The sequence below is a fragment of the Mesorhizobium sp. WSM4830 genome (genome assembly GCF_055811495.1).
Genome location: NZ_JBVVQI010000009.1, coordinates 1 through 17,147 on the forward strand (window position 1 = coordinate 1; position 17,147 = coordinate 17,147).

Genomic DNA, 17,147 nt, shown 5'->3' on the forward strand with positions numbered 1-17,147 from the left:
GCGTATCATCAACGACGATAATCAGAAATCGCTGTTTCCCGCCATTTGAAGAGGGGGTGCATAATGAATCAGTCTTCGCTCTCGGAAGAAAGTCCTGGCTGTTCTGCGGTTCCGATCGCGGCGGACAGCGCGCTGCCGTTCTCTACAGCCTGATCGTCAGCGCCAATATGAACGATATCGACCCGCAGGCCTGGCTCGCCGACGTCCTCGCCCGACTGGCCGCCTATCCGGCCCATCGGATCGATGATCTGCTGCCGTGGAATTGGAGATCCGCAAAACTGCAGACCCAACCAGCGGCGGCCTGATCATGCAGCGCAATAAGGTGCATCACGTCTACACCGTCGAACGTGTCGCCAGGGACCTCGGCGTCAGCGAAGCGCTCGTCCACGAACTGACCCTCGGGCTGGAGCCCGAGGACGGCGTCATCTGGGTGTACGGCGCCAACGATGACGACGGGATCTTGGCCTTCACCGATGAAGGCATCGAGGAGGTCAAACTCCTCCTCCAAGAATATCATCGCGTCTCCCCATCGAAAGCTTGACCCCAGCACACCGGTGCTCAGGTCCTCATGGCCACCAAATACGCACGTCTGCGGTCTTCACCGGATGGGTACCGATCCTCAAAGGCAGCTGTTCGAGGACGACATCCATTTCGGGTGGTGCAGGCACGTAAGAGTGGCTAGTGATGAAACCAAGAACACCAAAGCCAGTTGCGTCTAAACGATACTGCGCGAGGCGAATGAACTTTACGTAGTCATCCTGCAACCACTTACCTTGTCCAGCCTTTAGCAGTTCTGGCCATTCGCGTTTATAGTCATGAACAAGATCGACGACCCACCTCACATTGTTGTTTTTTGAATGTCCAGCGTATGGAGGGTTCCCCACCACCACGGTGAACGAGGTCTGGTCTTTGGCATCGTTGGCCTTTTGCGCTTCATGAGCCAGTGCCTCAGCCATGAAGGTGAACTGCAAATCCAAATCTTGGGCCGGCTCCAGTGCATTGGTCAAGAATATCCGCGCTCGCTCGTCTGACCCAAATTTATACCCTGTCTCAACTAGTTTGAGCCCAAGCTTCATATGCGCGATGGCATAGGGCGCCATCATTAGCTCGAAGCCAGTAAGCCTTGGCAATAAATGTTTCGGGACGTAGTCGTTCCAAGCAACTTCTATCGCGGATTCGGACAGTCCCTCGTTTTTCCAGTGAGTGACCATCCGGCCATAAACAAGATCTATAACCTCCACGAGAAATGTTCCCGTACCCGTTGCAGGGTCCAGAATCTGGACAAAGGCGGAGTTCGGATCGACGTGATTGGGAATCATGATATCCTTATTACGCGCTGCCAGCTCTTGCCACGTCGTGGTATCGGCCAAACCAAGAGGCAGTTCGAATTCTTTGCGCAGTACTTCATCGACACCGCGCACAATAAAATTAACGACCGGCCGCGGAGTGTAGAAGACGCCCCGCTGCATTCGCAGCTTTGGATCGTAGGCCTTCAAAAAGTGCTCGTAAAAGTGGATTACCGGATCCTCTTTGGGATTTCGGTCGCCAAAGTCGCGCAGTACGGCGTCCATGTTGGATCGGTTTAAGACGTTGACGACGTCTCGCACCCCGAGTTCATCGAAGTCCATGCCCCTCCGGGCATCCCGCCCACCCAGCGACAGGAAAGATGCGAACAACTCCTTGAGGAAAGGATTGGTCTTTGGAATCATATCAGCGAGGTTGTCCGCCACCAGATCGGCGCCTGGCCGGGATATCTTCGCCGCAAGGAGGCCATAGGAAATGGTCTGAGCGAACATGTCCGCGAAGCCATCTTCCTGCAGATCATGAATCAAATTCTTGCGGAAAGCATCTAGCAATTGCCGCATCGGGCCGGCATTGGTTTCGGCGGCCAACAGTTCGTTCGCTCTTGCCCTGATGTTTGAGGCAAGCACGGCAAGCTGTCTGGCGAGATCCTGCGAGGTGCGCGCGACCTCGCCCAGACGCATTTCGAAGGCTGCGTTCCAGGTCTCCCGCCACGCGCCTTTGTCGCTAGGGTTGTCTGGCCAGCGCAAACGACGGCTTAAGACCTGCCCAACGTAGTCGTTGTGCAGCATTGTATCCCTTGCATTCCAGCCTAGCACATTAAGCACCGGCAGGTCTCCAGCAGCGTCTGAGAAATGGGCCAAGGCGATTTCACGGTCGCCGGATCGGCCAAAGTTGGTCACGAAGATCAGATCGTGCAGGTTCCAAGTCTGCCGATCCGGTGTCTGGGCACCGGCGCGCTTCTTCACAACAAGGGCCCGCAGGATACGGCGGAGCACGGTGACCGAGATGTTTTTTTCTTCAAACGAGATAAAGAAAATGCCCCAGGGCTGACCCGTAGTCAGTGGCCGCAACTGGTGAATCTCGCGGATTTTTGCGACTTCGTCTTTTTTCAGTCCGAGATCGTCCGCGTCGTATTCGAAAACAATGTCGTCGAAGCCATAGTCATCACCAATTGGCCAGTCCAGCTTATCTCGAAGCAGGTCGATCAGTTTCGGAAAACTTGTCACCCGCGCCAGTTGTGTGGCGGCAATATCGTCCATTGATTGACTCCCCCACGGAACCCAGCCTAGCTAAGTTCCATCCATGCCTTTAGAATTGGCTTAACGCCTAATGGCGCCTGCACCTTGCGCAAATAGGTCTTTGTAATGTGCCTTTCGACCAGCGTGCGAATATCGGACAGAGCCGGTCGCTCCATCTTCGTTAGCCGGGGTGTTTCGGGTGTGGAGCGGATCAGGTCTATGATGCCCGACGCCTCCTCCCTGACGGCGTCCGCGAGGAGATCATAGAGATACCATTTCACGTCGCCGCTGTTCGTGGTCCACTCGTCTTCGCCCGACTTTGAACTCGCATCCTTGTCAAAGGCTGGCCGTGCGTAGCAGAAAAAGACCGCCTTGCTCTTAGGCTTCGGATGCTCCTTGCCCGAGAAGATACCGTCAGGAAATGCCATAACCGATTCGGTCAGACCTGGGTAATCGCGCAACAGGTCCTGCCATTCCAGATGCATCGTCTCGTCGGCAGTGATCGTGCCTTCCATCTGCTCGTCGAAATTCCTCAGATCCTCGTAGTCATCGTCCTCGCTGAGAAGTTTACGCCCCTCGATGCCAAGCGTTTTGGAAATGCGGAGGGTCTTGTGCGACACCCTTTGATAGAGACGCAGAAGGTCGTCGAGCTCACCAGGCGGCAGGAAGTTCCAATACCCTACGGTGCCCCGCAGCAACTTCTGGTCTGGATGATCCCTGGCGATGCGCTTTTCGATCTCCGCGTTCATGCGCCGATCGACACGGCCAATGCGTTGCATCAGCCGCACTGGGTTCCAATGGAGATCATAGTTGATCAGCCGTGTTGCGTCCTGAAGGTTGAGGCCTTCGGACAGCACATCGGTCGAGATGAGTATTCGAATTTCTTCACGGCCCGCTTTCGCCAAAGCTCCACTGGTGCTTTCGTTGTAGTATGGTGAAAAGCGCTCGATGATGCGGGCGCGATCTCCCGAGGTGTTGCTGTCGATTTGATCGACGCCCTTGATGCCGGCCAGTTTAAGCTGCTCCGCCAGGTATCGCGCTGTGTCGCCGAATTCGGAGAAGATCAGCACCTTGTGCTTACTGGCCACCGGGTCTGTGTTCAGAAGCTTGATCAGCTCAGTGAGCTTCTTGTCTTGGCTCGGTTTGAAATTTTCAAGTTCATCGAGAAAGTCAGCAATCTGTTCAAGATCCTGCAGTGTATCCTGTAGAATCTCGTCGACTGCGAAATCGTCCCGCGGGAGCTTTTCGACCGCATCCAGCAGCTCGGGGGTGACCAAATCATCCTCCTCTTCCTCGGATAGCAGGTCGAGTTGTGGAGAATAGTCCAGCAGCTTGGCGTTCTTGCGCTTCCAGCGCTCCAAGGAAGACTTCTCGTGCGCCGTCTCGGCATGTATCTCAGCCCACGCAAGCAGCTTCTGAAGCAGTCGCCAGCACGACTGTCGAAAAGCTTCGGCCGAGCTTTCGAACCGCTTCAAGAAGCTGGTCCGAATGAGTGCAACCACTTGCTGCCGCCGCCCGCGTTCGAGCGCTGGGATAACATCAGGATCTCCGCCTTTGTAGTAGGCGTAAGGATTGTAGATGCCGAGAACGAAAAGCGGGGCTTGCTTCTGGAAGGCGGCTGCCACCATGTCCAGGAGCTTGCCATATGTCTGCTTGACCGAGTAGTTGATCACTTTCGGTTTGCGAGGCTCGGGGAATAGAACTTCGCCGGAACCCTCTCTCACCATGCTCTCCTTCACATAGCGCCGGCTGCGCTGGACGACGAGGGCATCGAACAAAGGATCCGCGAACAATTTGGGTGCGGCATCTGCAAGATTGAGGTCCAGCTGTTCTTCGCCTGCCGCACCGTAAATCTCCTTTTCGATAGCCTTCTCAAGCTGCCGGATGTGGCCGGGCAGCGAATGGATACCGAGTGGTGCCTCGGCGAAATGGTCTGTTTTGTGTTGGGAGAACAGCTCAACCATGTGCTGAAAGTCGAGAAGACTGTTGTTGATCGGTGTGGCTGTGAGAAGGTAAATCTGCTTGTCCTTGGCTATATCGTAAAGCCGCCAGTAGCGTGATCTGCGGCCTTCACCCTCGCTGCCCCTAGTACCGGTATTCCGGAAATGATGCGCCTCATCGACGATAATGATGTCAGCTTGGGTTCTAACTTGCTCCAGCTCATCCGCCATCTTGTCACGCGTCAGGTCAGTGTGGCTGAAGATCTTGAGGTGACTGAACCCCTTGAAGACATCAGGCAGGCGCTTTGCCAGCTCTCGTTCCCAGACGGGGCCCTTTGCCGCTTTGGGCACGAATAGCGCGACATTCAGCTGTTCGTGCTTCACGAAGCGCTCGATCAACATCAGCCCGACAAAGGTTTTGCCAAGGCCTACGCCATCACAGAGGAATGCTCCGCCGTACCGTTCGGCTCGCTTAAGAAGAGAGGCATATCCGTCGCGTTGATACTTTGCCAGAGCCGGATAAATTGACGATGAGTTCGTCTCCCATTCGCCCGCAGTTTCTTCGTGCCCCTCGAAATATTGCTGCAACGCTCGTGCGTAGACATCGAAAGGGGAGTAGCTACGAGTATGGCGCTCCACAACTGACAGGATATCGGGAGTAACGTCTTCGGCCTCGTCCCAGCGCTCTTCAAACCACTCTTGCAAAACTGCAACGGGAGTGCCTGTGATTTGAACGTTCAGCTCAATGTTTTCGGTTAACCCTGGCAATGTGAGGTTTGACGAACCAACGAGGGCCGAAGAACCCACGACCTCCAGAATTCCATGTGTGATGTAGGCCTTCGCATGGAACTTGTCTTTTCGATATACTCGGCATTCAATTTGACCTGATGCGATAGCGGTCACAATCGACCCGACTCCGCTCAGGAAGTGGTTCCTTAGCTTCTCCTGCTCAACGCTGAAGTCCAATTTTTGCTGGATGCGCTCAAGCCCAGCTTCGAACGCCCTCTTGGTACGTCGCGAGACATCATCCCCCATAAGGATGCGTATCTTTCCAACCTTCTGCCATTCGCCCTCTAAAGCCAGCAAGGCGCCGATCTCAAAATAGCCGGTTGCGATATCAATCGCCTTCGAGATCTGGCACCAATCGCGCAAGTACCTGAGAGCCTTCCATTCCTCGGCACTGTTGTCGACGATGAATAGCTCACTGCCTGACTTGTGACTCGATCTCTTGGGCATTCAGCATTCCGCCGTTGTGAGACTGGATCGCAACCTATTGCGTCATGATTAGGTGAAGCAAACCTACTCTAGGTGCCTTGTGCATCCTGCACCTTGCAATCACAAACGCTGGAGAATTGAGCGCGGAATGGTGAATACAACATGCATGTTACCTCAACCACACGACGGAAAGCAAAAGAACGGGCCCGAAACAAAAAACCATAGATAATTCTGTGGAAATTGGCGCACCCGACAGGATTCGAACCTGTGACCTCTGCCTTCGGAGGGCAGCGCTCTATCCAGCTGAGCTACGGGTGCCTTCAGGATCGGTGATCCCAAAAACGAACCAGCCGGTAAACCGGCCAGCCCCGGCTTCTTAGCGGAAGCAGGCGCCGGCTTCAACGGGCAATCGCGGGCGGGCCCAACTTGCCGTAGCAGCCTTGGGAACAGAACACTGTCCCGTCCGGCGGCTGCGCCTGCTCATTCTGTCACGGTAAGCACTGCCTTGCCGCTGATGCTGCGCTGCCGCAGCGCGTCGAGGGCCCGGCCGACGTCCCGCCACGGCACGGTCAGGACCACGCGCGTTTCCAGCCGGCCGGCTGCGATCAGCGCAAGCAGCGAGGCGATGTCGGCGCCGACCTCCGGACCGGAAGCGTAGTAGGCGAAGGTCTGCAGCCGTGCGCCTTCGTGACCCGGAACGAACTGGCGGAAGCCGATCGGCGTGAGTTCGCCGCTGCTCGAGCCGAACATGACGATGGTCCCGCCGGGCGCCACCCGTTCGATGGCGTGGGCGAGGCTGTCGCCGCCGACCGATTCGGTAATCAGCGAGAACAGTCCTTCGGCGAGCCCGATCGTTTCGACGACCTGCTCGGCTCCGAGGCCGCGGAGATCTTCGGCATGCCGGGCGGCGGCGACCGCCGTCACCGACGCGCCCTGCTGGCGGGCGATCTGGATCTGGAAACGGCCGACCGCGCCGCTTGCGCCGGTAATCAGGACCCGCTGGCCGGCCAGGTCGCCGCCGTGGCGCAGGGTTCGCAGCGCGGTCGTGCCCGCGACCGGGACAGTCGCGGCGGCGACGAAGCTGACCTCGTCCGGCAGGACGGCGAGATGGTTTGTTGGAACGGCGACATTTTCAGCCCACCCGGCCTCGTCGACCAAAGCTGCAACCCGGGCGCCGACGGCCGGCCCGGAGCCATCGGCCGCGGCGCGCTCGACGACCCCGGCGACGTCCTGGCCAGGCACCCAGCCGTTCCGGCGGATCTTGAGCAGGCGCAGTTCGCCGCGGTTCAGCGAGACAGCCCGGACTGTAACCAGCGCCTCGTGCGGGGCGGGCTCGGGCTCGCCAAGCTCGGCGAGTTTCAACCCGGTGGCGCTATCGGAAGATGTGATTAAGCCGAGCATGGTTCGTACCTTCCTGCTGCCTAGCGGACGCCAGCCTGTCTTCGTGCGCCGGGCTTGTTGGTCCGATGTTCAGAACGCAAGCAGGGCATGGCTAACTGAAAGCCCGCCTGCCGGCTCCTGTGTTACTCATCCAGCGGCCTAAACTATCGACTTTCCTGTTTGAGTAATTTAGCTATCCTGGCATTTCATCGCTAAAATCGGTCAATATGAGACAGCCCCTCCGTTACCCCTGGCCTTTCGATCCGGATGATGTCCTCGCGCCGGCAATCGCAGTGCGCGTTGACGTTACCGAGACCAGGGCAGAGGCGCCGGACCACAGCCACCGCAAAGGGCAGCTCGTCTTCGCGCTCGGCGGTGGCGTTACATGTCGCGTCCCCAGCGGCCTGTGGATGGTGCCGCCTCATTGCGCGGTGTGGATTCCGGGCCGCATGGAGCACAGCAATATTGCGACCGCCAATGCCCGGATTTTCTTCGTCTATATCGAGCCGGGAGCTGCCGACCTGCCGGACCGGTGCTGCACGCTGTCGATCTCGCCGTTGCTGCGCGAGCTCATCATCGAGCTGGCGGATCGCGGTGAGGACGATGACGCGAGGGGCGAGCTCCTGACCAGGGTACTGCTAACCGAACTGCCGCGCATGCCTGTCCAGCAGCTACATTTGCCGATCTCGTCCGAGCCGCGCTTGAGGCGCATCGCCGCGGCGTTGGCGCAAGATGCTGCCGACCGCAGCACCCTGGCGGAATGGGCCAATCGCGTTGCGCTCAGCGAAAGCAGTCTCGCACGTCTCGTGGTCAAGGAGACAGGGCTGACCTTCGGGCGCTGGCGCCAGCAATTGCACCTGATCGTCGCATTGCGCGAGTTGGCCTCCGGCGCCAGCGTGCAACAGGTTTCGGCCGATCTCGGCTATGAATCGGTCACCGCCTTCATCACCATGTTCAAGAAAGCGCTTGGCAAGCCGCCGGCAAAGTATCTCAGCAGTGTCGCGCAAAACGGCGGTTCAGCGTTTGTCGCCTGATGAGCACCCCAATCCGCGCCCACCCGGACGTCGACCGTCACTGTTCCTCGGCATACAGCAGCCGCGTCTTTGCCTCCGAGGTCGGCAACAGGCTGCGCTGGATCAGCGCCTCGACATGGTCGTTGCGCTGGCGCGCGCTGTCGGCACCCATCACCACGATGATCAGCCTGTGCCCGTCCGCATCATAGGAGGTGACGATGTTGAAGCCCGAAGCCCTGATGTAGCCGGTCTTGATGCCGTCGACGCCGCGCACCCGGCCGAGCATGTCGTTGTGGCCGCGCACCAGCCTGCCGCGGAACATGAAGTCGCTTTCGGAGAAATAGTGGAAATGCTGCGGGAAGCGGGCGTGCAGCGCCATGCCGAGCACCGCCATGTCGCGCGCGCTCGTGTGCTGGTCGCCGTCCGGCAGGCCCGAGGCATTGCGGAAAACGGTGCTGCTCATGCCGATTTGGCGCGCCTTGGCGGTCATCATGCCGGCGAACGCTTCTTCGCTGCCGCCGAGATATTCGGCAACGGCGACCGCCACGTCATTGGCCGATTTGACGACGATGGCGCGGATCGCCGAATCGACGTCGATGGTCTCGCCGCGCCTGAACCGCAGCTTGGTCGGCGGCTGCCGGGCGGCGTTGTCCGACACCGGAATTTGCGTCTCCTTGCTGATGCGGCCTGAATCCAGCGCCTCGAACAGAAGGTAGAGCGTCATCATCTTGGTCAGTGACGCCGGATAACGCGGCGCCGTCGAATTTACCTCGAACAGCGTCTTGCCGGTGCCGGCATCGATGACCATCGCGGCATATTTCTGCGGCGGCGCCGGCACCGCCAGCACGCTGTCGGGAGGCGTGACAGTCGTGCAGCCGGCAGCAAACAGCAGCAGCGCCAGCGCCGCGACGCATTTGTGGATGAACGAAAAGAAGCGGAAGGCGGACAAGTCGGTTCCGAAGGCAGGCTGTTTCTGAGACGAGGCGAAGCTATCTTAACGCAAAGGCACAGTCCATTTGGTTAATATCGGTCTGGGCCTGGATTGGTGCCCTGTCCACAGGCCGACGTGGCGCCGTCTGATGCGAATTGCCGGCCGCACCGCTTGCGCAACCGGCGGCGAGTGGGCTTTGCTGGCGCCGGCAGAATCGGTAGGTGCACATGGATACGGTCACGATCACGGCAAAAGGCATTTCGGTATCGGTCGATCTTGCCGTCGGCCATCTCGCCGACATGGCGATCGATATCGATGGCCGTCGGCTGAAGCCGCTGCATCGCGCACCCTGGGTCGACGAGCCGCGTGAGACGCTGCCGAAAGACCTTCCTGAAGGGACGGTCCACCTGTCCGGCGATTTCCTCTGCGCGCCGTTCTCGGTCAGCGACGTCGAAGCGGCACCTTTGCATGGCTGGCCGGCCAATAGTCCCTGGGACGTCGTCGCCAGCGCGGCAACGGCCGATGGCTGGCGCGCCGTCTTGCGGCTGCAGCGCCCGGTCATGGGCGCGACCGTCGACAAGATCCTGACCTTGCGCGACGGGCATCCCTTTCTCTATCAGGAGCACGTCTTTTCCGGCGGCGCCGGCGCCATTCCCGTCGCCCATCACCCGATGACGGTGATGACGGCCGGCGGCAGGTTGGCCTTCTCGCCAAAGCGCCTTGCCGCGACGCCTAGCGAGGCGCCGGAGCCCGATCCGGCTCGCGGCCGCTCGTTGCTCGCCTACCCGGCGCGAACCGCCGACCTGACGCGTTTTCCCGCCGCCGACGGCGGCACGATCGACCTGACCACCTATCGCATGGACCATGAGCGTGAAGACTTCGTCACGCTGGTCGAGGCCGATCATGACGGGCCGGGCTGGACCGCGCTGGCGCGCCAGGCGGAAGCCGATCTCGTGCTGGTGCTGAAGAACCCGGCCGAACTGCCGGTTACCATGCTGTGGGTCAGCAATGGCGGGCGCGATTATGCGCCATGGAGCGGCCGCCACCGCGGCGTGCTCGGCATCGAGGACGGCCGCACGGCCGTCGGCCACGCTGCATCGCTCGGCGACAACTGGCTGAAGCATGAAGGCGTGGCGACCGCCTTTGCGCTTTCTGAAGGGCGCAGCTTTTCGTTCCGCCATGTCATCGGCGCACTGCCATGGCCATCCAGCGAGCCGCCGCGCGACGTCACGACCTTACCGGGTCGCATGCGCATCCTGGCCGCCGACGACGCCGTGCGCGACATCGGCTTCGACAGCGATTTCCTGCGGATCGGCCAATCCGTTGCGGCCTGATTGGCGCTTCAGATTGCGGATCTCATCGACGGTTTCGCCAATCACCAGCGTCATAGGAAGGGCGCCAACATTTCGGCCAGCCCTTTCTCCCCGTCACTATACGGGGAGAAATGCCCGGCAGGGCAATGAGGGGCGGCGCGGATGTCGACAATTGGTACGGATTTGAAATTCCCCCGAACTGCCGCCAAGATGGACCCGAAAAATTGTAGCGCGGAATCACTCATGTCAGAGATCGCTCATCTCGCCGCCACCATCTTCAAGCGCGCCAGCAAGGCACCGCGCTTCATCGTTGCCATTGCCGGTCCGCCCGGCGCCGGCAAATCGACATTGTCGGCAGGCTTGCACGATCTGCTGCCGGAAGGCACGGCGGAAGTCGTGCCAATGGACGGCTTCCACTACGATGATGTCGTGCTCGAGCGACGCGGCCTTCGCGCGCGAAAAGGTGCCCCGGAAACCTTTGATTTTGCCGGCTTCGAAACGCTGCTCAAGCGCATCCGCGCCGGCGAGCCGGATATTGCAATCCCGGTCTTCGACCGCAGCATGGAGCTGTCGCGCGCCGCCGCTGCGATCATCGCCGCCGAGACCAAATTCATCCTGGTCGAAGGCAATTATTTGCTGCTCGACGAAGAGCCATGGACGCGGCTGGCGGCGTTGTTCGACTTCTCGATCTTTGTCGATGTGCCGCGCGCCGAGCTCGAGCGCCGACTGCTGGAGCGATGGCACGAGCACGGCCGGTCCGAAGAGGACGCGCGCGCCTGGATTGCTTCCAACGACATGCCGAACATCGATCGGGTGCTTGCCCGTCGGCGGCCCGCCGACCTGGTGGTCGGTGAACAGGCCTGATCTGTAAGGACTGTTCGGCCGGAACCTTAGCACTTTCAGGCCGTTATCCCGGACACGGCAATCGTGCCGCATGAGGGAACAGTTCGATGGAAACCATGGCAAGAAAGCCTGCGCCCGCCAAGGGCAGGGCAACACGATCAAAAGCCACTCGAGCGAAAACCGGCGCCGGCCCGGCAGCGGCGGCCCGCTCCAAGGAGGCGGCAAAGCCCAGCTTTGGCAAGGCAGCGCCGAAAAAGGTGATGCCTGCTGCGAGCAAGGCCGCAGCTCCCAAAGCCGCCAGCCCTAAAAAGCCGGCAAGCAGCAGAGGATCGATCGCAGGCAGCGCAATGCGCACCGTCAAAACGACGGCCAACGTCGCCGCCGGTGCCGTGCTAGCGACCGCCAAAGGTGCGGCCTCGCTTGCCGCTTCCGTAGTCGGCAAGAGCTCGAAACGCCGGACCAAGGCAAAATAGCCGGTCCAGTCAGGCTTTCGATCAGGCTCTGGCCGGAATGGTGAGGCCCCTCTGTACCGCCGGCCGGGCGAGGCCACGCTCCAGCCATGCGCCCACGCTGGGGAAGTCGTCGAAACCGACGAGTTCCCGTGCCTCGTAAAAGCCGATCAGGTTGCGCACCCATCCAAGCATCGAAATGTCGGCGATGGTGTAGTCGTCGCCCATGATCCAGCTGCGGCCCTTGAGCCTCGTTTCGAGGACGCCGATCAGCCGCCGCGACTCGTCGCGATAACGTTCCAGCGGGCGCTTGTCGGCGATTTCGCGGCCGGCGAATTTGTGGAAGAACCCGACCTGGCCGAAGATCGGCCCGATCGAAGCCATCTGGAAGAACACCCACTGGATCGTCTCGTAACGCAGCGTTGCGTCTGCCGGGACCAGCTTGCCGGTCTTGTCGCTGAGGTAGAGCAGGATGGCGCCGGATTCGAACAAGCCGATCGGCTTGCCGCCCGGGCCGTCCGGATCGATCATCGCCGGTATCTTGCCGTTCGGGTTCAAAGACAGGAATTCCGGGGTCCAGCTCTCGTTCTTGCCGATGTCGACGGCATGCGGCTCGTACGGCAGGCCAAGTTCCTCCAGCGCGATCGATATCTTCACCCCGTTCGGCGTCGGAAACGAATACAGCTGGATGCGGTCGGGGTGGCTCGCCGGCCAGCGCGTGGCGATCGGAAACGCGGACAGATCGGTCATCGAAACTCCTGGTCGGGGACCGCGCCGAGCGGCACGGTCATGGCGGGTCGCAGAGAGTTAGGCGCGACGCCTGGCGCGATCAATATGCGCATGGAAAGTTTCGCCGGCCCCGTGAAGGACCGCAAGGGGTGCGGTTACACGGCCTTGACCGCCAGCACCGCATTGGTGCCGCCGAAGGCGAAGCTGTTGCTGATCGCGGTGCGCACGGTGCGTTCGCGCGCCACGTTCGGCGTGATGTCGAGATCGCAGTCGGCGTCGGCTTCCCGATAATTGGCGGTCGGCGGCACGATGCCTTCGCGGATCGCCATCACGCAGGCGATCATTTCCAGCGCGCCGGACGCGCCGAGACAGTGGGCGTGCATCGATTTGGTCGAGGACACCGAAAGTTTGTAGGCGTGGCCGCCGAACACACGCTTGATCGCCGCCGTCTCGATCTGGTCGTTGGCCTTGGTCCCGGTGCCATGCGCGTTGAGATAGTCGACGTCCTCCGGATTGAGGCCGGCATCGACGAGGCAGAAGCGCATCGCCGCCTCCGGCCCTTCGATGGTTGGGGCGACGATGTCGGAGGCGTCGGCGGAAAGGCCGACGCCGGCGATTTCGGCAAGGATGGCGGCGCCGCGCGCCATGGCATGCTCATATGTTTCCAGCACCACCATGCCGGCGCCTTCGCCGAGCACAAGCCCTTGGCGGTCAGCCGAAAACGGCCGGCAGGTGTCCGGCGACAGGACCCGCAGGGCCTCCCAGCCCTTGAGGATGCCCCAGACCAGCGGCGCATCGGTACCGCCGGCGACCATGACGTCGGCCCGGCCGAGCCTGATCTGATCGACCGCCGAGGCAATGGCGTGGTTGGATGACGAGCAGGCAGAGGTGATGCCGAACACCGGCCCGCGCAGACCAAGATTCATGCTGACGTGGCCGGCGGCAGCGCCCGGCATTACTTTCGGCACGGTGAAGATGCCGGCGCGGTTCTTGCCTTCGAGCAGGATGGCGCGATAGTTCTCTTCGATTGCCTCCCAGCCGCAGACGCCGACGCCGACGATGGTGCCCATCCGGTAGGTGTTGGCCGCGTGCGGGTTCAATCCCGCCTGCTGTGCCGCCTCCCGCGCGGCGATCGTCGCCAGAAGGCTGAAGCGGTCCATCGAAACGACCTGCTTGCGGTCGATGCCGTGCTCGGGAAGCGCCTTGATTTCGCAGCCGACCTTGACCTTCAGATCATGCAGCAGCGGATTGTCGATCGCGCCGATTGCCGAACGGCCGGCGCGCATCTCATTCCAGATTGCCGGTGCATTGGTGCCGAGGCCACATAATCCGCCGATGCCCGTGATGACGATGCGCTTGTGCATTCAGTCAGGCTTTTTTCGCGATCAGCGCGCGAACCGCCTCGACCATGTCGCCGACATTCTTCAGATTGCTCCAGGCATCGACGGTGTTCATCTCGATTTCGATGCCATACTCTTCCTCGAGATCGAAGATAATTTCCGTCAGTTCCAGCGAATGGATGCCAAGGGCAGTCAGTTCGGTACTGGTGGTGATTTCCTCGCCGCCCGGCTCGGCGTGAGCCTTGATCTTGGCGATGATATCGTTTGCCAGCTGGTCAGCCATTCGGTTTCTTCCCCAACTCTGTCGTTTCCCGACGCCAACTGATCAGCGCCCCTTTTGTCCTCGATTACGTCGTCATCGTCGCCCTTTACCCCCGCCAGGCGCCGGTGACCGTACCAAGGTGGCTCCCTCTATAGAAACCGAAACGCTGTCAAGCAACAAGCTATATATCGACAAAGCCGCCGCAGTGCTTAACGTTGGTGTCGTGGATACGATCGCATATAGCTTGACCTCAGTCCCGCCGGCCCAGCGTGTTGCCGGCGTCGCGCGGCTTGCCTGCGACTGGAACGGAGGCCGCACGCGCCTTCGGCGCCTGTACCAGGACGGTTCGGCCAAGATCCGCATGCCGGCGGTCTCGGCCGATCCGCTCGAAGCCGTCCTGATCAACACCGCCGGCGGGCTAACCGGTGGCGACCGTCTCGCCTGGGAGGTCGATGTCGGTGCCGGCGCCGCCGCAACCATAACAACGCAGGCCTGCGAGAAAATCTACCGCGCCGCATCCGACCGTGCCGAAGTGCGGGTGCAGCTGACCGTCGGCGAAGGCGGCGACATTGCCTGGCTGCCGCAGGAAACCATCGTCTTCGACCGCTCGGCCTTTGCCCGCACGCTTGACGTGGAGCTTGCCGCCGGAGCCGAGGCGCTGATCCTGGAGGCTACCGTCTTCGGCCGCCTGGCCATGGGTGAACGGGCTTCGCAAGGCCAATTCCACGACCGCTGGCGCGTCCGCCAGGACGGGAAGCTAGTCCATGCCGAGGAGTTCCGCATCGGGCCGGACATTGCGGCCACCTTGAACCGTCCGGCGGTTGGCGGCGGTGCCGTCGCCGTGGCGACGCTGCTGATGGTGTCGCCGCGGGCAGAGGCTTTGCTCGAGCCGGCCCGGGGCATGGTCGGCGGCCAGGGCGGCGTCAGTTTCTGGAGCGTGCGGAAATCTGGCAAGCTTCTTGCGAGGCTGTTCGCCGAGGACGGCTACCAGCTCCGCAAGCGGCTGGTGCCGCTTGTCGAATTGCTCAACGGACGGGCGGGCCTGCCCAAATTATGGTCACTTTGATTTCGATTGTACCACCGCAGGAAAACGCATGAATCTAACGCCGAGGGAGAAAGACAAGCTGCTGATCGCCATGGCAGCGATCGTGGCCCGCAAGCGGCTCGAACGCGGCGTCAAGCTCAACCACCCGGAAGCGATCGCGCTGATCACCGATTTCGTCGTCGAGGGTGCCCGCGACGGCCGCGCGGTCGCCGAGCTGATGGAGGCCGGCGCCCATGTGGTCACCCGGGCCCAGGTGATGGAGGGCATTGCCGAAATGATCCACGATGTGCAGGTCGAGGCGACGTTTCCCGACGGCACCAAGCTGGTGACCGTGCACGAGCCGATCAGATAACACCGCCAAGGAGAGGAAATGCTTGAGCTGCGCCCCAACTGCGAATGCTGCGACAAAGATCTGCCGCCCGATGCGACGGATGCGGTGATCTGCACCTTCGAATGCACTTTCTGCGCCGACTGCGCACAAAACGTGCTCGGCGGCGCCTGTCCGAATTGCGGCGGCAACTTCTCGGCCCGCCCGATCCGTCCGGCAGCGCTGCTGATGAAATATCCGGCCTCCACCAGACGTGTGCTGAAGGCCGAAGGCTGCGACCCCCGCAAGGCCGCCTGATCCGGCGACCGCGAAATGGAAGGCAATCAATGATCCCCGGCGAAATCATCACGGCAAGCGGCGAGATCGAGCTGAACAAGGGTCTGGCGACGGTCACCTTGAAGGTAGCCAACAGCGGCGACCGGCCGATCCAGGTCGGCAGCCATTACCACTTCTTCGAGACCAATGAGGGACTGAGGTTCGATCGCGACAAGGCCCGCGGCATGCGGCTCGACATCGCTGCCGGCACCGCCATGCGCTTCGAGCCGGGGCAGGAGCGCGACGTTACCCTGGTGCCGCTCGGCGGTAAGCGCGAGGTCTACGGTTTTCAGCAGAAGATCATGGGCGCGCTGTGAGATCGAAGGCGTCGAGCAGTTTCGGCTCAGCCGGGCGGCTTGGCCGCCGCGTAAATGACGACCTTTCCCGGATCGTCGAATTCTACCGCCAGAACGTCCTCGGTCTGCACACGCCGCGAGTCGATGGCGTTGAACAGCAATGCGTTCGCCTCGATCTCCTTGCGCAGCTCGGCAATGTCGTCCCGATGTTGCCTGACCTTGTTCTCGATCGCCGGCGGCGGGCCGCCTTCGGTGCGCGCGGCGTCGGTAAGAAACACGATATCGACCTTGTCGAGCTTGGATGTCTTGCGCACGGCGGCGATGTTCTCACGCGTGCGGTCGATCGCCGAGCTGACCTTGCCGGCTTCCGCATTTGTCTGGGTCTCTTCCTGGCCGACCTCCGAGCCGACGATCCGGTTGACGGTCTCGGCGCTATCAAGGCTCTGCGCGTTCAGCGCCGCGTGCGGGACGCTGGCTGCCAGAAACGCGGTCGCGGCAATCCCATGCAGCCATCTGGTGTCGGACAAGGTGGTGATCGCCATCGCTCGTTCTCAGGGTCCTTTTCGAGTCTCGTGTCAGGGCGACAGGACCGAAACGTAACGTCCCCCGTGAAGGTTCCCTTTGCGATGCGGCGGGCTGACCGGGCGCCGGCCCGCCGCCTCGTCTCGTCAGCTCGCTTTCTTGGTGATCAGCGTCAGCGCGCCATTGGTGCTCATGCTGGCGGCGATCACCTGCGCCGAGGTGAGCCCCTTGGCTTCGAGCGCGGATTTGACCTGCGGTGTCGCGTCGATCGAGCCGCGCAGTTTCTGCAGATCGGCGTCGCTGCGCTTGGCGATCACCTCGTTGACCTTGGCTTGAGTGTCCGCCGGCAGATCCTTGATATCGACGACGTTGATCGCCTGGATGGTGGGCGCCTGCGGCTGCGCCCCGGGCGCGGCAGGAGCAGGCGCGGCCGGCGCCGGACTGGGCTGCTGCGCAGGCTGTTGCTGGGCGCTGGCGGCGGTTGCGAGCACCAGCGTGGCGGCGGCTGCCAGAAGGGTCGTTTTGCGCATGGATGTTCCTTTCCATCGATTGGCAAATGGTCGTTTTGGGGTGACCTGGCCACCTCAACCGCCAAATGGGATCGGAAAGTGTCGCTCAGCGGGTCATTGCGTGACCATAGGATGGCGGCAATGTGGGGCCCGCCTTCGACAAGCGGTATTTTC

General features: G+C 61.3%; 20 protein-coding genes and 1 tRNA gene. 10 read left to right on the forward strand and 11 right to left on the reverse strand.

Features of this window, described 5'->3' with window-relative positions:
* Positions 1-305 (forward strand): transposase domain-containing protein (locus AC0L2Y_RS13575; RefSeq protein ID WP_473556820.1); only part of this gene is annotated, 305 nt, incomplete at its 5' end.
* A 2-nt stretch (positions 306-307) separates the two neighbouring features.
* Positions 308-541: a hypothetical protein gene (locus AC0L2Y_RS13580; protein ID WP_473556823.1), complete on the forward strand. Its 234-nt coding sequence runs from the start codon at positions 308-310 to the stop codon at positions 539-541.
* 25 nt (positions 542-566) lie between these two features.
* On the opposite strand, the gene AC0L2Y_RS13585 is transcribed toward AC0L2Y_RS13580, so the two are convergent.
* From AC0L2Y_RS13585 to AC0L2Y_RS13600, 4 genes are all read right to left on the reverse strand, one after another.
* Positions 567-2,564 carry an Eco57I restriction-modification methylase domain-containing protein gene (locus AC0L2Y_RS13585; RefSeq protein ID WP_473556825.1) on the reverse strand — a complete coding sequence of 666 codons (1,998 nt, stop codon included), beginning with the start codon at positions 2,562-2,564 and terminating at the stop codon, positions 567-569.
* A 26-nt stretch (positions 2,565-2,590) separates the two neighbouring features.
* Entirely contained in the window at positions 2,591-5,719 is a 3,129-nt protein-coding gene (locus AC0L2Y_RS13590; RefSeq protein WP_473556827.1) for a helicase-related protein, read from the reverse strand.
* Positions 5,720-5,939: 220 nt separating this feature from the next.
* Positions 5,940-6,016 (reverse strand) — tRNA-Arg (locus tag AC0L2Y_RS13595).
* A 162-nt stretch (positions 6,017-6,178) separates the two neighbouring features.
* Complete coding sequence (locus tag AC0L2Y_RS13600) at positions 6,179-7,099, reverse strand: zinc-binding dehydrogenase (RefSeq protein ID WP_473556829.1); 921 nt, start codon at positions 7,097-7,099, stop codon at positions 6,179-6,181.
* 206 nt (positions 7,100-7,305) lie between these two features.
* Between AC0L2Y_RS13600 and AC0L2Y_RS13605 the strand changes: the two genes are divergently transcribed.
* Positions 7,306-8,112, forward strand: a complete 807-nt coding sequence (locus AC0L2Y_RS13605) for an AraC family transcriptional regulator (RefSeq protein WP_473556831.1) — start codon at positions 7,306-7,308, stop codon at positions 8,110-8,112.
* Between the two features lie 37 nt (positions 8,113-8,149).
* Here AC0L2Y_RS13605 and AC0L2Y_RS13610 read toward each other — a convergent pair whose 3' ends face one another.
* Positions 8,150-9,040: a D-alanyl-D-alanine carboxypeptidase family protein gene (locus tag AC0L2Y_RS13610; RefSeq protein ID WP_473556833.1), complete on the reverse strand. Its 891-nt coding sequence runs from the start codon at positions 9,038-9,040 to the stop codon at positions 8,150-8,152.
* Between the two features lie 209 nt (positions 9,041-9,249).
* On the opposite strand from AC0L2Y_RS13610, the gene AC0L2Y_RS13615 reads away from it, so the two are divergent.
* Both AC0L2Y_RS13615 and AC0L2Y_RS13620 read left to right on the forward strand, forming a co-directional pair.
* Positions 9,250-10,356 (forward strand): hypothetical protein, encoded by a 1,107-nt coding sequence (locus tag AC0L2Y_RS13615; RefSeq protein ID WP_473556834.1) that lies wholly within the window; start codon positions 9,250-9,252, stop codon positions 10,354-10,356.
* A gap of 222 nt (positions 10,357-10,578) precedes the next feature.
* Positions 10,579-11,199: a nucleoside triphosphate hydrolase gene (locus AC0L2Y_RS13620; protein ID WP_473556837.1), complete on the forward strand. Its 621-nt coding sequence runs from the start codon at positions 10,579-10,581 to the stop codon at positions 11,197-11,199.
* A gap of 43 nt (positions 11,200-11,242) precedes the next feature.
* Here the strand turns inward: AC0L2Y_RS13620 and AC0L2Y_RS13625 are convergent, their stop codons facing one another.
* On the reverse strand, positions 11,243-11,533 hold the full coding sequence (locus AC0L2Y_RS13625; protein WP_473556839.1) for a hypothetical protein: 291 nt from the start codon (positions 11,531-11,533) through the stop codon (positions 11,243-11,245).
* On the opposite strand from AC0L2Y_RS13625, the gene AC0L2Y_RS13630 reads away from it, so the two are divergent.
* Positions 11,526-11,651, forward strand: a complete 126-nt coding sequence (locus AC0L2Y_RS13630) for a hypothetical protein (protein ID WP_352911920.1) — start codon at positions 11,526-11,528, stop codon at positions 11,649-11,651. The two genes, AC0L2Y_RS13625 and AC0L2Y_RS13630, sit on opposite strands and share 8 nt — an antisense overlap.
* A 21-nt stretch (positions 11,652-11,672) precedes the next feature.
* On the opposite strand, the gene AC0L2Y_RS13635 is transcribed toward AC0L2Y_RS13630, so the two are convergent.
* From AC0L2Y_RS13635 to AC0L2Y_RS13645, 3 genes are all read right to left on the reverse strand, one after another.
* Positions 11,673-12,377: a glutathione S-transferase family protein gene (locus AC0L2Y_RS13635; protein ID WP_473556841.1), complete on the reverse strand. Its 705-nt coding sequence runs from the start codon at positions 12,375-12,377 to the stop codon at positions 11,673-11,675.
* A gap of 134 nt (positions 12,378-12,511) precedes the next feature.
* Positions 12,512-13,720 carry a beta-ketoacyl-[acyl-carrier-protein] synthase family protein gene (locus AC0L2Y_RS13640; RefSeq protein WP_473556844.1) on the reverse strand — a complete coding sequence of 403 codons (1,209 nt, stop codon included), beginning with the start codon at positions 13,718-13,720 and terminating at the stop codon, positions 12,512-12,514.
* 4 nt (positions 13,721-13,724) lie between these two features.
* Positions 13,725-13,979: an acyl carrier protein gene (locus AC0L2Y_RS13645; RefSeq protein ID WP_023677013.1), complete on the reverse strand. Its 255-nt coding sequence runs from the start codon at positions 13,977-13,979 to the stop codon at positions 13,725-13,727.
* Between the two features lie 223 nt (positions 13,980-14,202).
* Here AC0L2Y_RS13645 and AC0L2Y_RS13650 point away from each other — a divergent pair, with 223 nt between their 5' ends.
* The 4 genes from AC0L2Y_RS13650 to AC0L2Y_RS13665 are packed head-to-tail and all read left to right on the forward strand — an operon-like array spanning position 14,203 to position 15,963.
* Entirely contained in the window at positions 14,203-15,024 is an 822-nt protein-coding gene (locus tag AC0L2Y_RS13650) for an urease accessory protein UreD (protein WP_473556846.1), read from the forward strand.
* A 28-nt stretch (positions 15,025-15,052) separates the two neighbouring features.
* Complete coding sequence (locus tag AC0L2Y_RS13655) at positions 15,053-15,355, forward strand: urease subunit gamma (protein WP_023677011.1); 303 nt, start codon at positions 15,053-15,055, stop codon at positions 15,353-15,355.
* A gap of 18 nt (positions 15,356-15,373) precedes the next feature.
* Positions 15,374-15,628 carry a DUF1272 domain-containing protein gene (locus AC0L2Y_RS13660; RefSeq protein WP_473556849.1) on the forward strand — a complete coding sequence of 85 codons (255 nt, stop codon included), beginning with the start codon at positions 15,374-15,376 and terminating at the stop codon, positions 15,626-15,628.
* A 29-nt stretch (positions 15,629-15,657) separates the two neighbouring features.
* Positions 15,658-15,963, forward strand: coding sequence for an urease subunit beta (locus tag AC0L2Y_RS13665; protein WP_352567600.1), 306 nt, complete (start codon positions 15,658-15,660; stop codon positions 15,961-15,963).
* A 26-nt stretch (positions 15,964-15,989) separates the two neighbouring features.
* On the opposite strand, the gene AC0L2Y_RS13670 is transcribed toward AC0L2Y_RS13665, so the two are convergent.
* Together AC0L2Y_RS13670 and AC0L2Y_RS13675 are read right to left on the reverse strand one after the other, a co-directional pair.
* Positions 15,990-16,484: a hypothetical protein gene (locus AC0L2Y_RS13670; protein ID WP_352567599.1), complete on the reverse strand. Its 495-nt coding sequence runs from the start codon at positions 16,482-16,484 to the stop codon at positions 15,990-15,992.
* Positions 16,485-16,610: 126 nt separating this feature from the next.
* Positions 16,611-16,994, reverse strand: a complete 384-nt coding sequence (locus AC0L2Y_RS13675; RefSeq protein ID WP_023677006.1) for a hypothetical protein — start codon at positions 16,992-16,994, stop codon at positions 16,611-16,613.
* Positions 16,995-17,147: the final 153 nt, after the last annotated feature.

What these genes read in the sequence shown, in the direction of transcription:
- AC0L2Y_RS13590 (WP_473556827.1), bottom strand. Translation starts at nt 5,719, where the DNA reads ATGCCCAAGAGATCGAGTCACAAGTCAGGCAGTGAGCTATTCATCGTC.
- AC0L2Y_RS13600 (WP_473556829.1), bottom strand. Translation starts at nt 7,099, where the DNA reads ATGCTCGGCTTAATCACATCTTCCGATAGCGCCACCGGGTTGAAACTC.
- AC0L2Y_RS13660 (WP_473556849.1), top strand. Translation starts at nt 15,374, where the DNA reads ATGCTTGAGCTGCGCCCCAACTGCGAATGCTGCGACAAAGATCTGCCG.
- AC0L2Y_RS13675 (WP_023677006.1), bottom strand. Translation starts at nt 16,994, where the DNA reads ATGCGCAAAACGACCCTTCTGGCAGCCGCCGCCACGCTGGTGCTCGCA.
- AC0L2Y_RS13640 (WP_473556844.1), bottom strand. Translation starts at nt 13,720, where the DNA reads ATGCACAAGCGCATCGTCATCACGGGCATCGGCGGATTATGTGGCCTC.
- AC0L2Y_RS13635 (WP_473556841.1), bottom strand. Translation starts at nt 12,377, where the DNA reads ATGACCGATCTGTCCGCGTTTCCGATCGCCACGCGCTGGCCGGCGAGC.
- AC0L2Y_RS13630 (WP_352911920.1), top strand. Translation starts at nt 11,526, where the DNA reads ATGCGCACCGTCAAAACGACGGCCAACGTCGCCGCCGGTGCCGTGCTA.
- AC0L2Y_RS13605 (WP_473556831.1), top strand. Translation starts at nt 7,306, where the DNA reads ATGAGACAGCCCCTCCGTTACCCCTGGCCTTTCGATCCGGATGATGTC.
- AC0L2Y_RS13670 (WP_352567599.1), bottom strand. Translation starts at nt 16,484, where the DNA reads ATGGCGATCACCACCTTGTCCGACACCAGATGGCTGCATGGGATTGCC.
- AC0L2Y_RS13615 (WP_473556834.1), top strand. Translation starts at nt 9,250, where the DNA reads ATGGATACGGTCACGATCACGGCAAAAGGCATTTCGGTATCGGTCGAT.
- AC0L2Y_RS13655 (WP_023677011.1), top strand. Translation starts at nt 15,053, where the DNA reads ATGAATCTAACGCCGAGGGAGAAAGACAAGCTGCTGATCGCCATGGCA.
- AC0L2Y_RS13665 (WP_352567600.1), top strand. Translation starts at nt 15,658, where the DNA reads ATGATCCCCGGCGAAATCATCACGGCAAGCGGCGAGATCGAGCTGAAC.
- AC0L2Y_RS13580 (WP_473556823.1), top strand. Translation starts at nt 308, where the DNA reads ATGCAGCGCAATAAGGTGCATCACGTCTACACCGTCGAACGTGTCGCC.
- AC0L2Y_RS13620 (WP_473556837.1), top strand. Translation starts at nt 10,579, where the DNA reads ATGTCAGAGATCGCTCATCTCGCCGCCACCATCTTCAAGCGCGCCAGC.
- AC0L2Y_RS13585 (WP_473556825.1), bottom strand. Translation starts at nt 2,564, where the DNA reads ATGGACGATATTGCCGCCACACAACTGGCGCGGGTGACAAGTTTTCCG.
- AC0L2Y_RS13645 (WP_023677013.1), bottom strand. Translation starts at nt 13,979, where the DNA reads ATGGCTGACCAGCTGGCAAACGATATCATCGCCAAGATCAAGGCTCAC.